Annotated in this window: 17 protein-coding genes and 2 pseudogenes; 12 read left to right on the top strand and 7 right to left on the bottom strand. The window is 71.4% G+C overall.

Annotated elements, in window-relative coordinates; genetic code table 11:
• Positions 1–59 precede the first annotated feature (59 nt).
• Both ACFYZ8_RS09230 and ACFYZ8_RS09225 read right to left on the bottom strand, forming a co-directional pair.
• Positions 60–720, bottom strand: a pseudogene (locus tag ACFYZ8_RS09230) (CBS domain-containing protein).
• Between the two features lie 35 nt (positions 721–755).
• Entirely contained in the window at positions 756–1,196 is a 441-nt protein-coding gene (locus ACFYZ8_RS09225; RefSeq protein ID WP_359028643.1) for a cyclic nucleotide-binding domain-containing protein, read from the bottom strand.
• Positions 1,197–1,429: 233 nt separating this feature from the next.
• Here ACFYZ8_RS09225 and ACFYZ8_RS09220 point away from each other — a divergent pair, with 233 nt between their 5' ends.
• The 12 genes and pseudogenes from ACFYZ8_RS09220 (at position 1,430) to ACFYZ8_RS09165 (ending at position 14,658) form a co-directional block, all read left to right on the top strand.
• Complete coding sequence (locus ACFYZ8_RS09220) at positions 1,430–1,630, top strand: hypothetical protein (RefSeq protein WP_388531018.1); 201 nt, start codon at positions 1,430–1,432, stop codon at positions 1,628–1,630.
• A 473-nt stretch (positions 1,631–2,103) separates the two neighbouring features.
• On the top strand, positions 2,104–2,256 hold the full coding sequence (locus ACFYZ8_RS09215; protein ID WP_388531021.1) for a hypothetical protein: 153 nt from the start codon (positions 2,104–2,106) through the stop codon (positions 2,254–2,256).
• Between the two features lie 337 nt (positions 2,257–2,593).
• On the top strand, positions 2,594–3,220 hold the full coding sequence (locus tag ACFYZ8_RS09210; RefSeq protein ID WP_359028537.1) for a DoxX family membrane protein: 627 nt from the start codon (positions 2,594–2,596) through the stop codon (positions 3,218–3,220).
• A 149-nt stretch (positions 3,221–3,369) separates the two neighbouring features.
• Positions 3,370–4,275, top strand: a complete 906-nt coding sequence (locus ACFYZ8_RS09205; RefSeq protein WP_388531024.1) for a universal stress protein — start codon at positions 3,370–3,372, stop codon at positions 4,273–4,275.
• A 53-nt stretch (positions 4,276–4,328) separates the two neighbouring features.
• Positions 4,329–5,354 carry a zinc-dependent alcohol dehydrogenase gene (locus ACFYZ8_RS09200; protein ID WP_388531027.1) on the top strand — a complete coding sequence of 342 codons (1,026 nt, stop codon included), beginning with the start codon at positions 4,329–4,331 and terminating at the stop codon, positions 5,352–5,354.
• Between the two features lie 5 nt (positions 5,355–5,359).
• On the top strand, positions 5,360–6,238 hold the full coding sequence (locus ACFYZ8_RS09195) for a universal stress protein (protein WP_388531029.1): 879 nt from the start codon (positions 5,360–5,362) through the stop codon (positions 6,236–6,238).
• Positions 6,239–6,446: 208 nt separating this feature from the next.
• Entirely contained in the window at positions 6,447–8,828 is a 2,382-nt protein-coding gene (locus ACFYZ8_RS09190) for a phosphoketolase (RefSeq protein WP_388531032.1), read from the top strand.
• Positions 8,829–8,871: 43 nt separating this feature from the next.
• Positions 8,872–9,885: a type I glyceraldehyde-3-phosphate dehydrogenase gene (gene gap / locus ACFYZ8_RS09185; protein ID WP_388531035.1), complete on the top strand. Its 1,014-nt coding sequence runs from the start codon at positions 8,872–8,874 to the stop codon at positions 9,883–9,885.
• A gap of 150 nt (positions 9,886–10,035) precedes the next feature.
• Positions 10,036–12,726 carry a GNAT family N-acetyltransferase gene (locus ACFYZ8_RS09180; RefSeq protein ID WP_388531038.1) on the top strand — a complete coding sequence of 897 codons (2,691 nt, stop codon included), beginning with the start codon at positions 10,036–10,038 and terminating at the stop codon, positions 12,724–12,726.
• A gap of 12 nt (positions 12,727–12,738) precedes the next feature.
• Positions 12,739–13,470 (top strand): CBS domain-containing protein, encoded by a 732-nt coding sequence (locus ACFYZ8_RS09175; protein ID WP_359028544.1) that lies wholly within the window; start codon positions 12,739–12,741, stop codon positions 13,468–13,470.
• 21 nt (positions 13,471–13,491) lie between these two features.
• Positions 13,492–13,997: pseudogene (locus ACFYZ8_RS09170) on the top strand (flavodoxin domain-containing protein).
• Positions 13,998–14,094: 97 nt separating this feature from the next.
• The gene (locus ACFYZ8_RS09165) at positions 14,095–14,658 is read left to right on the top strand and encodes a hypothetical protein (protein ID WP_388531042.1); all 564 of its coding nucleotides are present in this window, start codon (positions 14,095–14,097) and stop codon (positions 14,656–14,658) included.
• Positions 14,659–14,677: 19 nt separating this feature from the next.
• On the opposite strand, the gene hypE is transcribed toward ACFYZ8_RS09165, so the two are convergent.
• Genes hypE through ACFYZ8_RS09140 form a run of 5 tightly spaced genes read right to left on the bottom strand, consistent with a single transcriptional unit; the run spans position 14,678 to position 19,532 of the window.
• Positions 14,678–15,712 carry a hydrogenase expression/formation protein HypE gene (gene hypE, locus ACFYZ8_RS09160; protein WP_359028547.1) on the bottom strand — a complete coding sequence of 345 codons (1,035 nt, stop codon included), beginning with the start codon at positions 15,710–15,712 and terminating at the stop codon, positions 14,678–14,680.
• Positions 15,709–16,812 carry a hydrogenase formation protein HypD gene (gene hypD / locus ACFYZ8_RS09155; protein ID WP_388531045.1) on the bottom strand — a complete coding sequence of 368 codons (1,104 nt, stop codon included), beginning with the start codon at positions 16,810–16,812 and terminating at the stop codon, positions 15,709–15,711. Before hypD ends, hypE begins: the two co-directional genes overlap by 4 nt.
• Positions 16,809–17,429, bottom strand: coding sequence for a CBS domain-containing protein (locus tag ACFYZ8_RS09150; RefSeq protein WP_359028549.1), 621 nt, complete (start codon positions 17,427–17,429; stop codon positions 16,809–16,811). Before ACFYZ8_RS09150 ends, hypD begins: the two co-directional genes overlap by 4 nt.
• A complete protein-coding gene (locus tag ACFYZ8_RS09145; protein ID WP_388531050.1) occupies positions 17,422–18,783 on the bottom strand; it encodes a Ni/Fe hydrogenase subunit alpha in 1,362 nt (453 codons plus the stop codon). The genes ACFYZ8_RS09150 and ACFYZ8_RS09145 overlap by 8 nt, the downstream gene beginning before the upstream one ends.
• The gene (locus ACFYZ8_RS09140) at positions 18,780–19,532 is read right to left on the bottom strand and encodes an oxidoreductase (RefSeq protein ID WP_359028551.1); all 753 of its coding nucleotides are present in this window, start codon (positions 19,530–19,532) and stop codon (positions 18,780–18,782) included. The genes ACFYZ8_RS09145 and ACFYZ8_RS09140 overlap by 4 nt, the downstream gene beginning before the upstream one ends.

Below are 19,532 nucleotides of genomic sequence, written 5' to 3'. Positions count from 1 at the left end.
GCCTCGTCGGCAGTCGGTGGCCGGCGGGGCAACGGCTCACGGGCTCACGGCACTTCGCGCTACGCGGAGCGCTCCTCCGGCCCGTCGAGTCCGAACTCCACGTCCACGACCCCCTCGACGGCCCGCGCCAACCGCGCGGTCACGGGAACCAGGGACGTGTCCCGCACCCGGCCGCCGAGCCGTACGACTCCGTCCTGTACCTCGACCCGCACCGTCGATGCCGGACCCGGGAACAGGTACGCGACCACCTCGTGCCGTACCTCCTCCGCGATCTCCTCGTCGTCCCGGAGGAACACCTTCAGCAGGTCGGCGCGGCTGACGACGCCCTCCAGCCGGCCCGCGTGGTCCACGACGGGCAGTCGCTTGACCTTGGCCCGGGCCATGGTCCGGGCGGCCTGCGCGAGGGTCGCATCCGGCTCCACGGTCAGGGCGGGGGCGGTCATCAGCTCGCCCCGCCGTCACCGAGCCGGCCTTCGCGAGGTCGGACAGCCGGCGCAACTGGGTGTACCGGTCGGGGTCGTTGTCCCGGAACTCCTCCTTGGGCAGCAGATCCGCCTCCGAGACGATCCCGATCACCCGCTCCGCCGCGTCGAGCACGGGCAGGGCGCTGACCTTGCGCTCCTGCATCGTGCGCACGATGTCCTTGAACGCGGCCCCTGGAACGACGGTGGCGACGGTGCGGGTCATCACGTCGCTCACGATGTGCGGTGTTCCACGCATGGTCACTCCTCGCTCGTCACGGTCCGCCGGCGCGGTCACCGCATGCTCCCGCTGCCGTACGGGGCGTACAGGTCCAGCAGCCGGATGCGGGCCGCGCGGAGCCTGTGGGCCACGATGTCGCCCACCCACTGGGCGATGTTCATGCCGAACGCGGGATCGTCCTTGCACAGCGCGCGCACGGCTGTGGCGTCGAACTCCCAGGCGCGTACCGGTGTCGTCGCCTCGGCGCCCAGGTGCCAGGTGTGCGGGCCGAACAGCCAGGACCAGCCGACGAGTTCGTTGTGTCCCAGCGATTCGATGACGGCGGCCTGGCGGCCGGCCACGTGCATGTCGAGGGCGATCGTGCCGGTGCGGATGATCCAGAACCGATCTGCGCCGGCGCCCTCCTCGAAGAGCCGGGTGCCCTGGGGAATCGACACCTCCCGTGCGAGCCCCATCAGGCGCTCGCGGTGCTCCACGGGCAGGGCCCGCGGCATGCCGTGGCGGGTGAAGCGTTCATGGCGTGCCTCCAGAGAATGTTGCGGACCCACCACCTCCAGCGTGTGCCCGTGGGTCCCGCCCTGCCATGGGCCACCTGGCCCGCAGACCGGGCCGACCGGCGCCCCGGGGGAGCCCTGCGGCACCCTGTGCCGTCGCGTCTCTCGCGGTTCGATGAGATCGAGAGAAGTACTCGACAGACAGAGCTCGACACACAGAGGGGGTGGACACCGTGGGCACGACCTTGACACCGGAGTTCTGGAGGCAGTTCGCCGTCCTGCTGGTGATCGCGACCGCGGTCACCGTCGTGGTCAGCGCCGCACTCGACGCGCTGGTGCTGCGGATGCGCGCCCACCGGACGCCGCGGCGGCCCTCGACCTCTCCAGTGGTTCGCACGCACCGGCCGGCCGGGCGGACGCCCGTTCACCACTGACGCACCGTTCGTGAAGCGTGACACCCGCAGTCGCCGATGCACTTCGGTGACCTGCGGGTTCGTCGCTTCTCGGAACCTGAGGGTGTTGTCGGCGGCCCAGCGGTGGGCTCGTACGATCGGACAGTGATCAGGCAGACTACGGTGCGCATGGGGCGGAAGCAGGTCCTCGGGGCTGTCGTCTGCGGTGTGATCGCCCTCTCCCTCTTCGGCGTCGCCGTCTACATGGCCGTCTCGGCCGTCGGGCGCCTGGGGCTGGTCGGGCAGCAGCTGATCTGCGGGTCACGTACTGCGACGCGTCCGAGCCGGCTACGACATCCCGGGGCGGCGGTCATCCCGACCTCGTCTGTCGGGGGTTCGTGGATCCGGCGCAGGTCTCCGACGACAGGACACACTGGATGACGGCGACCGGCTTCCCCTCCGAGCCCCGCCTCGGTGCGCCCGTGTAGCTGTCCAAGGAACCGTGGGGGTCCTGGGTGCCGGTGGATCAGGGCGACTGGAACCGGCTGGGCCGCGCCCTCTCCCCGCTGATCCCGCTCGCCTTCGCCGGCTTGTTCGTCAAGGTGCCCGTTGCCGTCCGCCGCGGCCGGAGGAACTCCGGGCAGATGGTCGCGGGGTCCTCGGCGTAGGAGAGGGCCGCGCCCCCGATGCCGGCGCCTGGTCCGTCGGGCCGGGGGCTGGGCAGAACACATCGCTGGACTTGGGGCATCGGCCACCCGTGCCCTGGTCGGCGTCGCGCCGAAGTCGCCATGCGTCGAAGCGAGTTCGATGCCGCGAATTCTGCCGAGCCAGCCGACGAACAGCCGTGTGCTGACCGGAGCCTGTCCTGCGAGAGGCCTAACAGGCCCTGAGGAAGGGGCCGTTCAGCCTGGCACCGGCGGACCAACGGCATCAGGTGACGGACGTCCCGGCGCACCAGAGTGAGGGGTGCAACGAACGACCCGACACCTCGAAAGGACCACGATCATGGCTGTGCACGAGCACCCGCACCGCACCGCCGGCTTCCACCTGCCGACGTTCCGCAGGAACGGGTCCGCGTCCGAGGGCGCCGCGACGGCAGCCGCCACGGAGACCACCACGGCGCGTGCCTACGCCTTCGCGTCCCTGCGCCTGCTCACCGGGTTCGTCTTCCTGTGGGCGTTCCTGGACAAGACATTCGGGTTCGGTTATGCGACCCCGTCCGGGAAGGGCTGGATCGACGGTGGCTCGCCGACCAAGGGCTTCCTGAGCAGTGTGGCCGCCGGTCCGATGGAGTCGACGTTCCATGACTGGGCCGGTGCGGGCTGGGCGAACTGGCTGTTCATGCTCGGTCTGCTCGGTATCGGTGTCGCGCTGATCTCCGGTGTCGCGCTGCGGCTGGCCGCGGTGGCGGGCACGCTGATGATGGCACTGATGTGGATCGCCGAGTGGCCGCCGGCGAAGCACCTCTCCGACGGCACGCTGAGCATGTCGACGAACCCGTTCGCGGACTACCACCTGATCTACGCCGTCGTGATCATCGCCCTCGCGGCGGCGGGCGCCGGTGCCACGTGGGGTCTTGGCAAGGTCTGGGCCAAGCTCCCGATCGTCCGCGACCACAACTGGCTGCGCTGACCACAGCAGACACGGCGGGTCCTCGTGCGGGGGCCCGCCCTGCGGCTGCCCATTGGGCCGAACGGCCTCTGCCGGGGACCTGCGCCCCCTGCCGCGGGAACCCCTACGCCACGAAGCTCGAATCAGACATCCGTTCAGGAGGAAGAACCATGGTCCGCACTGTTGTCGCAGGTCTCGACGGTTCCCCCGAGAGCCACGCCGCCGCCGAATGGGCGGCCCGCGAGGCCGGGCTGCGCGGCCTGCCGCTGAAGATCGTCCACGTCTGGGAGCCCGCCCCGGACCCGTTGGCCCAGGCTCCGCCGCTGGGCGCAGAGACGCAGCAGCACTGGAGCCGGCGCATTCCGCGCGAGGCGGGCGAGGGCCTGCGCCTGCGTCATCCCGGTCTGGACGTGACCGAGGACCAGGTGACCGGCACGCCCGCGGACGCGCTGCTCGACGCGGCGAAGGACGCCGAACTGCTGGTCCTCGGCTCGCGCGGACTGAGTGGCGTCGGTGGATTCCTCGTCGGCTCCGTCGGCCTCTCCGTGATCGCCCACGCCGAGCTGCCCGTGATCCTGGTCCGGGCCGGCGAACAGGCCGCCGACGAACACGAGACGGACCCGGCGGGCAGTCCGTCGACCGGCACCCCGTACCGGCCCGTGGTCCTCGGCCTCGACGCCGGCACCCCCGCCGACGCGGTGATCGAGTTCGCGTTCGCCGAGGCCGCCCGCCGCGACACCGGCCTGCGTGTCGTCCACGGCTGGAACCTCCCGCCGTACTACGCCTACGGCCTCGCGATGGACGCGGGCCTGAACGACGAACTCTCCCGCGAGGAGACGACCGCACTCACCAAAGCCCTGAGCCCCTGGCGCCAGAAGCACCCCGACATCGAGGTCGCCCTGGAGCCCCGCGTCGGCAGCGCCGCCAACCACCTGGTGGACGCCTCCCGCGAGGCTTCCCTGGTCGTCATCGGCCGCCGGATCCGCCGTGGCGCGCTCGGCGCCCACATCGGCCCGGTCGCACACGGCGTCCTGCACCACGCCGTCGCCCCCGTGGCCGTCGTCGCCCACGACTGACCCCACGCCCCACGCCCCGCCCCCGTCCCCCCTCTCCCTGAGGAGCAGTAGTCATGAAGGCAGCAGTTGTACGGGCGTTCGGTGAACCCCTGGTCATCGAGGAGCGTCCCGATCCCGAGCCCGGCCCTGGCCAGGTCCGCGTCCGTGTGGAGGCGTCCGGGCTGTGCCACACCGACATCCACGCCGCCCACGGAGACTGGCCGGTCAAGCCGAACCCGCCGTTCGTGCCCGGTCACGAGGGTGTGGGCCTCGTCGAGAAGCTCGGCGACGGCGTCACCCACCTGAGCATCGGGCAGCGGGTCGCCGTGCCGTGGCTCGGCCGGGCCTGCGGGCGGTGCGAGCACTGCCTGTCCGGCTGGGAGACGCTGTGCGAGCGGCAGATCAACACCGGGTACGGCTGCGACGGCGGGTACGCCGAGAAGATGCTGGCCTGGGCCGACTTCGCCCAGCCGGTGCCCGACGGCGTGAGCGCGATCGACGCCGCGCCACTGACCTGTGCGGGCGTCACGACGTACAAGGCCCTCAAGGTCGCCGGCGTCCGGCCCACGCAACTGGTCGCGATCTCCGGTGTCGGCGGGCTCGGCCACTTGGCCGTGCAATACGCGAAGATCGCCGGCGCCACCGTCGCCGCGATCGACGTCACCGACGAGAAGCTCGAACTGGCCGCCGAACTCGGCGCCGACCTCGTCATCGACGCCCGCAAGGATGACGTCGGAGAGGTCCTCAAGCGGCACGGCGGTGCCCACGCGGCGATCGCGCTCGCGGTGAACGAGGCCGCGTTCGCCGCCGTCAACTCCGGTCTGCGGCGCGGCGGGAAGCTCGTCATGGTCGCCCTGCCCGCGCACGGCAGCATCCAGGTCCCGATCTTCGACACCGTGCTGAACGGCACCTCGGTGATCGGCTCGATCGTCGGCACCCGGCAGGACCTCTCCGAGGTCTTCCATCTGCACGCCGCCGGCCGGACCAAGGTCATCTGCGAGACCCGCCCGCTGAGTTCGGTCAACGAGTCCATCGACGAGGTGCTGCGCGGCGAGGTCAAGGCCCGGATCGTGTTCGACCTCCTCGGTGCGGGGCGGTGACGGAGATGACCAAGGCCCTTCCGATCGTGGTCGGCGTCGACGGTTCCGAGCCCAGCCTGCGGGCCGTCGACTGGGCGGCCGACGAGGCCGCCGTACGCGGGCTGCCGCTGCGGCTGGTGTACGCGTCGCTGTGGGAGCGGTACGAGGGCACCTCGCTTGCCGAGGACCTCGCCAAGCCCGACGAGCAGGTGCGGGCCGAGGACATCGTCGACAACGCCGCACGCCGGGCGCATCGCCGTCATCCGGAACTCGACGTGAGTGTCGCGGTGTTGGCGGAGGAGCCCGAGTACGCGCTGGTGCGGGAGAGCCGCAGCGCCTCGGCGCTGGTGACGGGCACCCGCGGCCGCAGCGGCCTCGCCGAGGCGCTGCTCGGCTCCGTGAGCCTGACCGTGGCCGGACACGCGCAGTGCCCGATGATCGTCGTCCGCGCCAACCACGACAACCAGGCTCGGACCGGCACACACGGCCGCGTCGTCGTGGGGGTCGGCGAGAAGCCGGCGGGCTCGGCAGCGGTGCGCTTCGCCTTCGAGGAGGCGCGGCGACGCGGGGTGCCGGTGGAGGCCGTACGGGCCTGGCGCTGGCCCGCGCACGAAACCACGGACCATCCCCTGATGTCCGGCGAACCGGCCCGGCTGCACGAACAGCAGGCGGCGGAGGCACTGGAAACGGCCCTCCAGGACGTACCCGCCGACGTCGAAGCGCACCGCCGTACGGTCGAAGGCCCCACCCGGACCGTGCTCGTGGACGCCTCGCGCGACGCCGACCTCCTGATCGTCGGAGCCAAGCGCCGCCCCGGGCACTACGGACTCCAACTGGGCCGCGTGGCCCACGGGGTACTGCACCACTCCACCTGCCCGGTCGTCATCGTGCCCGAGCAACTGTGAGCACGGTGACCGGCTGCTCGGAGAACCGCCGCGTGATTCGGACGTAGGTCTGCAGATCGCGCGGCGGGCACTCGTCGCCTTCACCAACTCTGCTTGTAGGCAGAGCAGTTCGAACTCACACGTCTAACGCGGCAGCCTCGCAGTGTCCTTGCCGGCCCTGCCGCTTCCATCGCCCGTTGACCGATGTCGATGACTTCCGGAGCCTCTGATGCCCAAGGCCGAAAACCTGGACTCAACCGTACTTTCCGATGAGGAACTGCACACCCTGGACGCCCACTGGCGCGCCGCCAACTACCTTGCCGCAGGCCAGATCTACCTGATGGCGAACCCGCTGCTGACCGAACCCCTGAAGCCGGAGCACATCAAGCCCCGGCTGCTCGGCCACTGGGGTACCTCGCCCGGCCTCAACCTCGTGTACACCCACCTCAACCGGGTGATCAAGGCGCGCGGCCTCGACGCACTGTGCGTGTGGGGCCCCGGACACGGCGGCCCGTCCGTGCTCGCCAACTCCTGGCTGGAGGGCAGCTACAGCGACACCTACCCGGACGTCTCGCGCGACGGGACAGGCATGGAGCGGCTCTTCAAGCAGTTCTCCTTCCCCGGCGGTGTGCCGAGCCACGTGGCGCCGGAGACACCCGGATCGATCCACGAGGGCGGCGAACTCGGCTACTCCCTCGCCCACGCCTACGGCGCCGCCTTCGACCACCCGGACCTGCTGGTCACCTGTGTCATCGGCGACGGCGAGGCGGAGACCGGCCCGCTGGCCGCCGCCTGGCACTCCAACAAGTTCCTCGACCCGGTCCACGACGGCGCCGTCCTGCCGATCCTCCACCTCAACGGCTACAAGATCGCCAATCCGACCGTGCTGTCCCGCCTGCCCGAGTCCGAACTCGACGAGCTGCTGCGCGGCTACGGCCACGACCCGATCCATGTGACCGGAGACGACCCGCTCACGGTGCACCGTGCGATGGCCGCCGCGTTCGACGACGCGCTGGACCGTATCGCCGTGATGCAGCGGACCGCCCGCGAGGACGGCGTCGCCGAGCGGGTGCACTGGCCGATGATCGTGCTGCGTACGCCCAAGGGCTGGACCGGTCCCGCCGAGGTGGACGGCGTCCAGGTCGAGGGCACCTGGCGCGCACACCAGGTCCCGCTGTCCGAGGTGCGCGAAAACCCGGAGCACCTGGGGCAGTTGGAGGCCTGGCTGCGCTCCTACCACCCGGAGAAGCTGTTCGACGCCGACGGCCGGCCCGTCGCGGACGTCCTCGCCTGCCTGCCCGAGGGCACCAAGCGCCTCGGCTCCAGCCCGTACGCCAACGGCGGTCTCCTTCTACGGGACCTGCCGGTCCCGTCGCTCGACCAGTTCGCGGTGCCCGTCGACAAGCCCGGAACCACCCTGCACGAGCCGACCCGCATCCTGGGCGACCTCCTGGAAAGGGTCATGCACGATACCGCGGCGAGCCGTGACTTCCGTGTCGTGGGCCCGGACGAGACTGCCTCCAACCGACTGCAGGCCGTGTTCAACGCCAGTGGCAAGGCCTGGCAGGCCGGGTTCCTGCCGGTGGACGAGCACCTGGACCGGCACGGCCGGGTCCTGGAGATCCTCTCCGAGCACACCTGTCAGGGGTGGCTGGAGGGCTATCTGCTCACCGGTCGGCACGGGCTGTTCTCCTGTTACGAGGCGTTCGTGCACATCGTCGACTCGATGGTCAACCAGCACATCAAGTGGCTGAAGACCTCACGGGAGCTGCCGTGGCGGGCGCCGATCGCCTCGCTCAACTACCTGTTGACGTCGCATGTGTGGCGGCAGGACCACAACGGCTTCTCCCACCAGGACCCCGGCTTCGTCGACCACGTCCTCAACAAGAGCCCCGAGGTCGTCCGCGTCTACCTCCCGCCGGACGCCAACACCCTGCTCTCGGTAACGGACCACGTGCTGCGCAGCCGTGACTACGTCAACGTGGTCGTCGCGGGCAAGCAGCCCTGCTTCGACTGGCTGTCCATCGACGAGGCCCGCGCCCACTGCGCGCGCGGCGCCGGGATCTGGGAGTGGGCGGGCACCGAGAACGGCGGCGAACCGGACGTCGTCCTGGGCTGCGCCGGCGACGTGCCCACCCTGGAGGTACTGGCCGCCGCCCAGTTGCTGCGCCACCACCTGCCCCAGCTCGCCGTGCGCGTTGTCAACGTCGTCGACATGACCCGGCTGCTGCCGCGTGAGGAACACCCGCACGGGATGAGCGACTTCGAGTACGACGGGCTGTTCACCACGGACAAGCCGGTCATCTTCGCCTACCACGGCTACCCGTGGCTCATCCACCGCCTCGCCTACCGTCGTACCGGCCACGCCAACCTGCATGTCCGCGGCTACAAGGAGATGGGCACCACGACCACCCCGTTCGACATGGTGGTCCGCAACGACCTCGACCGCTACCGCCTGGTCATGGACGTCATCGACCGTGTCCCCGGCCTCGGCGTGCGCGCCGCCGCCGTACGCCAGACCATGGCCGACGCCCGCACCCGCCACCACGCCTGGATCCGCGCACACGGCACCGACCTGCCCGAGGTAGCCGACTGGACCTGGAACGCCTGACCCGCTCCCGTACATCCCCTGCGCCGCAAAGGAGTTCACTGCCATGACCGTACGCGTCGGCATCAACGGCTTCGGCCGGATCGGCCGCACCTATCTGCGCGCCGCCCTCGACCGCGCCGAAGCGGGCACGCAGGACGTCGAGGTGGTCGCGATCAACGACATCACCTCGCCCGCCACCCTCGCCCATCTCCTGGAGTACGACTCGACGTTCGGGCGCATCGGACGCGAGGTCCTCCACGACGACAGCTCGATCACCGTCGACGGCAGGCGCATCGCCGTCAGCGCCGAACGCGACCCGGCGGCCCTGCACTGGTCCGACTACGGCGCCGACATCGTCGTCGAGTCCACCGGCCACTTCCGCGACCGCGACTCGGCCGCCCTGCACCTGAAGGCGGGTGCCCACACCGTGCTGCTGTCCGCGCCCGGCAAGAACGCGGACGCCACCATCGTGATGGGCGTCAACGACACGACGTACGACCGCAGCCAGGACCGGATCGTCTCGGCAGCCTCCTGCACCACCAACTGCGTCGCCCCGATGGTCAAGGTGCTGAACGACGCCTTCGGCATCGAGCGCGGCATGATGACCACCATCCACGGCTACACCAACGACCAGGCCCTGATCGACGGCCCGCACAAGGACCTGCGCCGGGCCCGCTCGGCCGCGCTGAGCATCATCCCGACCAGCACCGGCGCCGCGCGCGCCGTCGGCCTGGTACTGCCTGAGCTGGCCGGCGCCCTGGACGGCATCGCCGTACGCGTCCCCGTCGAGGACGGTTCGCTCACCGACCTCGCGGTGGTGCTGCGGCGCGAGGTGACGTCCGAGGAGATCAACGCGGTCTTCGACGAGGCCGCCGAGGGTCCGCTCAACGGCATCCTCCGCGTGACGAAGGCCCCGATCGTCTCCCGCGACGTCATCGGCGACCCCGCGTCCTGCGTCTTCGACCCCGCCCTCACCCAGGCGCACGGCACCCTGGCCAAGGTCTTCGGCTGGTACGACAACGAGTGGGGCTACACCAACCGCCTCCTCGACCTGACGGCACTGGTCGCCGACGACTGAGCACGACCGCGAGAGGCCCCGTGCGGTGGGCCTGTGTGGCGGGTTCCTTAGGGCCGATAGGCCCCATGGTCCGCCCCCAGGCAGCCCATGGGGCCTCTCCGCGTTCCGCGGGACGCTCGAAGTGTCGAAGAAACCCCGAGGAGACCCGTGATGACGGACGATGTGCTCAGCCGACCCACAGTCCATGCGCTGCTCGCGGACGGCACCACCGTGTGCATTCGTCCCGTCGTGGCGGGCGACCACGACCAACTGCCTGGGCTCTACGAGGAGATGTCGCCGGAGAACCTGCGGCTGCGGTTCTTCGGGCTGAGCCGCCGGTCCGCCGAGCTGGCGGCCGACCGGGCCTGCCGACCGCACCCCGGATACCGGGCCCTGCTGGCTGAGACCAAGGGCCAGGTGATCGGCCTCGCCGAGTACGACAACGGCGGCACCGGCACAGCGGCCGACATCTCCATCGCGGTCGCCGACGGACTGCACCACCGCGGTATCGGCACCCTTCTCGTTGAGCATCTGGTCTCCGCCGCCCGCGCCGAGGGCATCACCACGTTCACGGCCGACGCGCTCAGCGAGAACCACGAGATCCTGCGGCTCTTCGCCGACCTCGGCCTGCGCACCGTCCGTCGTCTCGAGGGCCCCGAGATGCGCTGCACCATCGAACTCGCCGAGGACGAGAACTACTTGTCGGCCACCGAGGCGCGGGGCCGTGCCGCCGACGTCGCCAGTCTCGTCCCGCTGCTGCGCCCCGGCGCGGTCGCCGTCGTCGGCGCCGGGCGCACCGCCGGCTCTGTGGGCCGGGCGATCCTGCACCATCTGAAAGCGGGCGGCTTCACCCGTCGCCTCTTCGCGGTGAACCCGGCGGCCACCTCGATCCTCGGTGTGCCGAGCTACCCGTCCGTGAGCGCCCTGCCCAGGACGCCCGACCTCGTGGTCGTGGCCGTACCCGCCGCCGCCGTCCCGGCCACCGCCGAGGAGTGTGGCAAGGCCGGGGCGCGCGCTCTCCTCGTCGTCACCGCGGGACTCGACGCGGCCCAGGCCGAGGCGCTCACGGCGGCCTGCCGGACGTACGGCATGCGGCTGGTGGGCCCCAACTGCCTGGGTGTCTCCAACACCGACCCGGAACTGAACCTCGATGCCACCTTCGCCGCAGACCACCCCCGCCCCGGTACCGCGGGCATCGCCGTGCAGTCCGGCGGCGTCGGCATCGCCCTGCTCGACGGGCTGTCCCGGCTCGGTATCGGCGTCTCGACCTTCGCGTCCCTGGGCGACAAGTTCGACGTCAGCGGCAACGACATGCTCCAGTGGTGGGAGAGCGACGGCACCACTGACCTCGCTCTGCTGCACCTGGAGTCCTTCGGCAACCCGCGGGCGTTCTCCCGCACCGCGCGCCGCGTCACGCGCCGGATGCCCGTGCTGACCGTCGACGCGGGCCGCACCGACGCGGGCCGCCGCGCCGCGGCCTCGCACACGGCGGCGGCCGCCACCCGCACCATGACGCGCGGGGCGCTGTTCACCCAGGCCGGCATCACCGCGACCCGTTCCGTCGGCGAACTCCTGGAAGCCGCCGCCCTGTTGCACTCCCAGCCGCTGCCGGCCGGATCCCGCGTCCTGATCGTCACCAACGCCGGGGGAGCCGGGGTCCTCGCGGCCGACGCCTGCGCCGAGGCCGGGCTCAGCCTTCCGACACCCACCCCCGAACTCGTCGGCGATCTGCTGGCCGTACTGCCCACGGGCGCGGCCGTCGGCAATCCCGTCGATGCCACCGCCGCCGTCACCGAGGAGCAGCTCACGGACTGTGTCGACCGGATCATGCGGCACGCCGGCGTCGACGCCGTCCTCGTGGCCCTGGTGCCCACGGCGGTCGCCGAGGCGACCGGCGACGACCTCGTCCGGGCGTTGACCCGAGCACCGGGACACAGGCCCAAGCCGGTGGCCGTGGTGCGGCTCGAACAGGCTCTGCCCGTCGAGCTGTTGCCCACAACCGACCTGAGTACCGTCCCTGCCTACGCCGAACCCCAGGCGGCGGCAAGGGCGCTGGCCCACGCCGCCCATCGCGCGGCCTGGCTCGCCCGGCCCGCCGGGACGATTCCCGACCTCGAAGGAGTCGACACGGCACGCGCCCACACCGTCGTCGAGACCTACCTCGACGCCACCCCGGACGGCGGCTGGCTGGGCCCGCGCGAGTGCGCCGAACTCCTCGGCTGTTACGGCATCCCCCAACTCGCCTGGGCCTGGGCGGAGACCGAGGACGACGCCGTCCTCGCCGCCGACCGGATGCGCGGGGCCGACGGACGGGTGGTCATGAAGGCCCACTGGCCCGGGCTGCTGCACAAGAGCGAACAGCACGCCGTCCACCTCGACCTGCGCGGCGACTCCCAAGTTCGTGCCGCCTTCCGGGATTTGGAGAACAGGTTCGCCGGACTGCTGACAGGCGTGGTCATGCAGCCGCTCGCCGAACGCGGCACCGAGCTGTTCGCCGGCGTCGTCCAGGACCAGGTCTTCGGACCGCTCGTCCTCTTCGGCCTCGGCGGCACCGCGACCGAGCTTCTCGCCGACCACACCGCCCGGCTCGCCCCGCTCACCGACCACGACGTGCACGACCTGATCACCGCCCCGCGCTGCGCCCCGCTCCTGTTCGGCGCGCACGGCAGCCCGCCCGTCGACCTGGAAGGACTCGAACAACTGCTGCTGCGGCTCTCCCGGATGGCGAGCGACCTGCCGCAGTTGGCCGACGCCGACTTCAACCCCGTACTCGCGGCACCGGGCGGAGTCTCCGTTCTCGATGCCCGCGTGCGCCTGCTGCCCAACAGGCCGCAGGACCCGTATCTCCGCCGACTTCGCTGAGGAGGGAACTCCATGAAGCACAACAAGGTCGGCTCCGTGATGACCACGGAGGTCGTCCGGGCCACGTACGGAACGCCGTTCAAAGAGGTGGCACGCCTGCTCGGCGAACACCGCATCAGCGGCATGCCCGTGATCGACGAGGACGACCAGGTCATCGGAGTCGTCTCCGAGACGGACCTGATGGCCCACCAGGCCGAAGCGCCCGACCCCTACGAGCCGAAGAAGCGGTTCCGGTTCGCCGGCCTGACGCGCAGCGGCAGGCAGCAGGCCGCGAAGGCCACGGCCCGCACCGCAGGCCGGCTGATGACCGCGCCGCCCGTGACGGTGCAGGCCGACGACACCATCGTCAGGGCCGCGCGGACCATGGCCAAGCACCGTGTGGAGCGGCTGCCCGTCCTGGACGAGGAGAGCCGGCTCGTCGGCATCGTCACGCGCCGCGACGTGCTCCAGGTCTTCCTGCGGCCCGACGCGGAGATCCGCGACGAGGTCGTCGCCGAGGTGCTGGTGCGCGCCCTGTGGCTGGCGCCGAGCAGCATCGACGTCTCCGTGGTGGAGGGCGTCGTCACGCTCTCCGGCCACATGGAACGCAAGAGCGAGACGGAGATCGGCCTCTCCATGGTCCGGCAGGTTGACGGTGTCGTCGCGGTCGTCGACAAGCTCTCCTACAGCCTGGACGACTCGCACATCCAGCCCGAGGACCAGCAGTACCACGGTGTCTCCGAGACCTGGCTGCGTCACCTGTGAACGGAGAGGAGGCGGACCGCCATGCCCACCAGCGTGCTGGTCGCCTACGGGACCACCAACGGATCGACCGCGCAGATCGCCGAGGCCGTGGCCGACGTCCTGCGCAAGGAGGGACTCATCGCCGACCTGTTGCCTGCCAGGTCCGTCGTGGACGTGACGCCGTACGGCGCCGTGGTGGTCGGCAGCGGGCTCTACGCCGGGCGCTGGCACCGCGACGCCCGCCGGTTCGTGAGCCGGCACGGTCGCCAACTGGCCGAGCGCCCGCTGTGGTTCTTCAGCGCCCGCTCGACGCCTCCGCCTCGGAGCGGGACATCCCGCCCGTGCGCGGCGTACGGCGTGCCGTGACCCGGCTCGACGCCAGGGGCCATGTCACCTTCGGCGGCTGCCTGGAGGAAGGGGCCAAGGGACGTATCGCCCGGTCGATCGTGCGCAACGGGAAGGGCGGCGACTTCCGGAACTTCCCCGAGATCGAGGAATGGGCGGCGCGGATCGCCGCCGAGCTGTTGGACGAGGAGAAGATGGACTGAGCTGCCGTACCCCGCGGCACGGAGGAACCCCGGCGCGGAACCGCCGGGGTTCCTCCGTGCCGCGGGCCGGTGTCAGCGGTTCACGGTCAGCGGCGCCGTGTCGACGGTCACCGCCCTGCCGTCCTCGGGCGACAGGAAGTACGCGGTGAGCGACCCGGGCCGGTGCGGCCCGCCTTGTAAGGCGCGCTGGTGGCGGCTTCGGCCCAACCCGCTCCGCGCGGGCGCATGGACGGCACTCGCCGTCGAGCGGCACGTCGATGCCCTGCGGGCCGAGTGGCACCCGGTGCCGGCCGTGCTCGTCGAGGACGCCGAGCCCACCGTGGGCACGAGCGACGACAGCGACAGCTACCGGGCCACCGTGCGCAGCCGCGGCGGACGGGAGGGGCAGCACGGGGCTGGCCCACGTGGACTCCCACAGCGAGGCAGGGTCACCACCCACGTGTGGCTGGATGCCCTGGGCCGTCTCGTGCCCACCCCCGTGACCGCCGAACAGGCGCGGTTTGAGGGTGCGCTGCCGGCAGCGTGGACCGCCGCGGGCGTCGGCGGGGCGGTGCTCCTCGTGGGCTGGGGGGTGTCCGGGCGGCTGGAACGGCGGTGCCTGGAGCAGTGGGAAGCCGAGTGGGCGCGGGTCGGTCCAGGGTGGGGGCACAAGACCGGCTGACGAGCCTGCCGGGCAACGGTCAGCAGATGCGCGGGAGCTGCTCGCCGAGCGGCATCTCCACGATGCGCCGGGCGCCGACCAGCGTCCGCAGGGTCACCCGCTCCCGCTGCCCCTCCCGCAGTACCTCGCCGATCCGCACCGCCTGCGCCCCCTCGGGAAGCGACCGCATCACGGTCAGCGCGTCCTGGGCCGCGTCGGCGTCGACGAAGGCGACCAGACAGCCCTCGTTGGCGACGACCAGCGGGTCCAGGCCGAGCAGGTCGCAGGCCGAGGCGACGGTCTCGGGCACGGGAACCGTGCTCTCCTCGATCTCCACGGCGGCGGACGAGTCACGGGCGATCTCGTTGAGCGCGGCGGCCAGCCCGCCCCGGGTCGGGTCGCGCAGCACGTGCACGGCGTCGCCGAGCGGTGCCAGGGCCCGCACAAGCCGGTGCAGCGGCCGGGAGTCGGAGACGATGTCGCCCTCGAAACCGAGGTTCTCGCGGGTGCTGAGGACGGTCGTGCCGTGCAGTCCGATCGGCCCCGACAACAGGACGGCGTCCCCGGGCCGGGCCAACGCGGCCGACGGTGCAAGCAGTTCGTGCCGCTGTCCGATGCCGGTGGTGTTGATGAACAGCCGGTCGGCCGCGCCACGCCCCACGACCTTGGTGTCCCCGGTGATCACGGGCACCCCGGCGTCCTGGGCGGCCTTGCCCAACGACTCCATGACGGCCCGGAGTTCGGACAGAGGCAGTCCCTCCTCGACGATCAGGGAGACCGACAGGGCGAGCGGCCACGCGCCCCGCATCGCCAGGTCGTTGACCGTGCCGTGCACGGCGAGGGACCCGATGTCCCCGCCGGGGAAGAACAGCGGGCTGACGACGAAGCTGTCCGTGCTCATCACCAGGCCGGGGTGCCCGGGCAGCAGCGCAGCGTCCTCCAGCGGCTCTGTGCCGCCGCCGACGGCGGGCAGCACCAGGTGGTCGAGCAGTTCCCCGGTGAGCCGTCCGCCGGCGCCGTGGCCCAGCAGGACGACCTCGTCCTCGTGGGCGGGGGTGGGGCACTGGATGTTCATGCCGTGCTCCTCGTGGGAGTGCGTCCGGCCCCGTGAAAGGCGGCGCAGGTGCCCTCGGACGACACCATCGGGGCGCCGAGAGGATGACGGGGGGTGCAACGGGTGCCGTCCGCGGTGCAGTCGGTGGGCAGCCGGGCCCCCGTGAGGATGGCTCCGGCGATGCACTCGGGGTCCTCGACCGGGCACAGCCCGCCCACGTCGAAGCGGCGGGCGGCGTCGAACTCCTGGTACTCCGGGGCGAGTTCCAGCCCGCTGTCGGGCAGCTCGCCGATCCCACGCCAGGCCCGGTCGGTCACCCGGAACACCCGGCGGACCGCGTCCTGCGCCGCCGTGTTGCCCGCCCGCCGCACGGCCCGCACGTACTGGTTCTCCACCTCGTGCCGGCCCGACTCCAGCTGCCGTACGGCCATGAGGATGCCGTCCAGCAGATCCAGCGGCTCGAACCCCGTGACCACGATGGGCACGTGATACCGGGCGGCGATCGGCTCGTACTCCCGCCAGCCCATCACCGCGCACACATGCCCGGCGGCGAGGAACGCCTCCACCTCGCAGTCGGGGTCGTCGAGCAGCGCTGTCATAGCGGGCGGCACGAGGACGTGACTGACCAGCATCGAGAAGTTGGTCAGTCCGAGCCGGGCCGCGTGCAGCACCGCCATCGCGTTGGCGGGCGCGGTCGTCTCGAAGCCGACGGCGAGGAACACGACCTCACGGTGCGGGTGTCGGGCGGCCAGGCGTACGGCGTCCATCGGGGCGTAGACCACCCGTACGTCCGCGCCCCGCGCCCGCAGCGACAGCAGGTCGGTGTCCGTGCCGGGCACCCGCAGCATGTCACCGAAGCTGGTGAAGAGCACGCCGCGGCGGGCGGCGACGGCCATGGCCCGGTCCAGGGTCTCCAGCGGGGTGACACAGACCGGGCAGCCCGGGCCGTGGATCATCCGCATTCCGGCGGGCAGCAGCTCGTCGATGCCCTGACGGACCAGAGTGTGGGTCTGGCCGCCGCACACCTCCATGATCCGCCAGGGACGTGTGGCCGTCCGCCGCAACTCCTCCAGCAGCCGCCCGGCGAGCACCGGATCGCGGTACTCGTCCAGGTACTTCATCGGTGCGTGAGGTCGAGCCGGACGTCGACGACCCCCTCCACCGCCCGCACCGCGCGGGCCACCACGGGCGCCAGCGTCCGGTCGGGCAGGGAACCGCCGAGCGTGACGACGCCCTCGGTGACGCTCACCGTGAGGGAAGAGGTCACCGGAAGCCGGCCGAGCACACCGTGCCGGACCTCCTCGGCGATCTCCGCGTCGCCCCGCAGGAAGACCTTCAGCAGATCGCTGCGGCTCACCACGCCCTGGAGCATGCCGACCGCGTCCACGACGGGCAATCGCTTGACCTGCCGCCGCGCCATGATGCGGGCGGCCTCGGCGAGCGTGGCGTCCGCGTGCACGGTGACCGCCGGGGCGCTCATCAGCTCGCCCGCGGACACCGCGCCCGCCTTGGCGGGCACCGCCGGATCGCCATCAGGGGCGCCCCGGTACTCCTCCTTGGCCAGCAGATCCGCCTCGGAGACGACCCCGACGACCCGGCCCTCGCCCGCCAGTACCGGCACGGCACTGACCTTCCACTGGTCGAGCAGCTCGACGATCTCCTTGAAGGGCGCCTCACTCCCGATGGCGACGGCGGTGTGGGTCATCACATCGCTCACGGTGTACGGAGATTCAGACATCACAGCCTCCCGCGGTTGTGTCCGAGGTACGGACGACGGTCAGGTCGAGAAAGTGGGTGGAGCAGGAGATGCACGGGTCGTGGTTACGGATCGCCCGCTCGCACAGGGCCGTCAACTCGTCGTCGTCCAGGTCGTGTTCGCGGATCGCGTGCTGGGCCAGGCGGCGCAGGTCGTCCTCGATGGCGCCCTGGTTCTGTGCGGTCGGCGGCACCAGCAGCGCACTCTTCACGATGCCGTCGGCGTCGATCTCGTAGCGGTGGTACAGCAGCCCGCGCGGTGCCTCGGTGGCGCCGTGCCCGACGGCCGCGACCGGCGCCACCTCCGTGTACGGGTGCGCGGGCGGCTCGTAGCCGTCGATGATGCGCAGCGCCTCGGCGACGGCGTACACCGTCTCCACCGCCCGCACCAGGATGGACCGGTACGGGTTGCGGCACACCGCGCCCTCGCGCGGATCGCCGAGCCCCGCCGCGACCGCCGCCTCCAGAGCCACGGGCGACAGCAGCCGGCCGCTGTTCGCGAACCGGGCCAGGGAACCGGTGAGATGGAGGCGCCCGTCGAGGCGTGAGTGCAGGGCGGTGGAGTGCGCGACGTGGGTCTCCACGACGTGCTCGGTGAAATTGCCTATGGGGAAGGAGAAGCTGGTGTTGTCGGTCCGCAGCACGGTCGGGGTGCCGCCCTCGATGGCGTACGTGTCCGCTTCGGTGAGCGCGAGCAGGTCGGCGTCGACGCTCGCGTCCGGGAACTCGAAGCCCGCGACCCAGCGCACGGTCTCCCACGCGTCGTCGAGGGCGCGCTTCAACTCCTCGGTCAGCGAACGAAGTTCGATGCGCGCCGGGGCCCGGTGGAAGCCGCCGAGACGGACGTTCACCGGGTGTACGGCCCGGCCGCCGAGCAGCTCCATCAGGGAGTTGCCGGCCTTCTTCAGCCGCAGTCCCCGCTCGACCTCGGCGCGGTGCGTGCGGGCCAGGTCGATCGCGCTGGGGCTGCCCAGGAAGTCCGGGGCGTGCAGGAGGTAGATGTGCAGGGCCTGGCTCTCGATCCACTCGCCGCAGTAGAGAAGCCGGCGCAGATCCCGGATCACCGGATCCACCGTCACCCCGCAGGCGTCCTCGATCGCCGCACACGCGCTCATCTGGTAGGCCACGGGGCAGATTCCGCACACCCGGGCCGTGATGTCCGGCGGCTCGGTGTACGAACGGCCGCGTAGGAACGCCTCGAAGAAGCGCGGTGGCTCGTAGATCTCCAGCCGGGCGTCGGTGACCGTGCCGTCATGCACATGGAGGCTGAGCGCGCCCTCGCCCTCGACCCGCGAAAGCGAGCCGACGTGCAGCACACGGGATCCACGGTGCGTCACTTGGACAACTCCTCGTCAAAGGAAGCGGCGTTGAAGGTGTGCAGATACCGCACCACGGCGTCGTCGTCGAGGCCGTCGCGGCGCAGCAGCGGGATCAGGGCAGGCAGGTTCACCGACTCGGACGGGCCGAAGCAGCCGAAGCAGCCGCGCTGGTAGGCAGGGCACAGTGCCCCGCACCCGGCGTGCGTGACCGGGCCCAGGCAGGGGGTGCCGTGGGCGACGGTGACGCAGACCGTGCCACGCCGCTTGCACTCGAAGCACACGCTGTGGTTCGGGACGTCCGGCTTGCGGCCGGCCAGGAACGCGGTGATCACCTCGATGAGCTGCCGTCGGTCGACCGGGCAGCCGCGCAGTTCGAAGTCGACGTCCACATGGGCCGACACGGGCGTGGAGGTGGCCAGGGTGGAGACGTACTCGGGGTGCGCGTAGACCGTGCGCCGGTACTCGTCCACGTCTGCGAAGTTGCGCAGGGCCTGGATGCCGCCGGCGGTCGCGCATGCCCCGATGGTCACGAGATGGCGTGAGTCGGCCCGGATCGCGTGGATGCGCTCGGCGTCCTCGGGCGTGGTGACCGAGCCCTCGACGAGGGACAGGTCGTAGGGGCCGGGGGCCATTGTGCTGGAGGCCTCCGGGAAGTGTGCGATCTTCACCGCGCCGGTCAGTGCGAGGAGTTCGTCCTCGCAGTCCAGCAGGGTGAGCTGGCAGCCGTCGCAGGAGGCCAGCTTGAACACGGCGAGTGTGGGTGCCAT

It is taken from the genome of Streptomyces sp. NPDC001668, from assembly GCF_042893155.1.
In the GTDB taxonomy this organism is placed as follows: Bacteria; Actinomycetota; Actinomycetes; order Streptomycetales; family Streptomycetaceae; genus Streptomyces.
The sequence above is the reverse complement of the archived record's forward strand: the minus strand, read 5'-3'. Positions and strand labels throughout refer to the sequence as shown.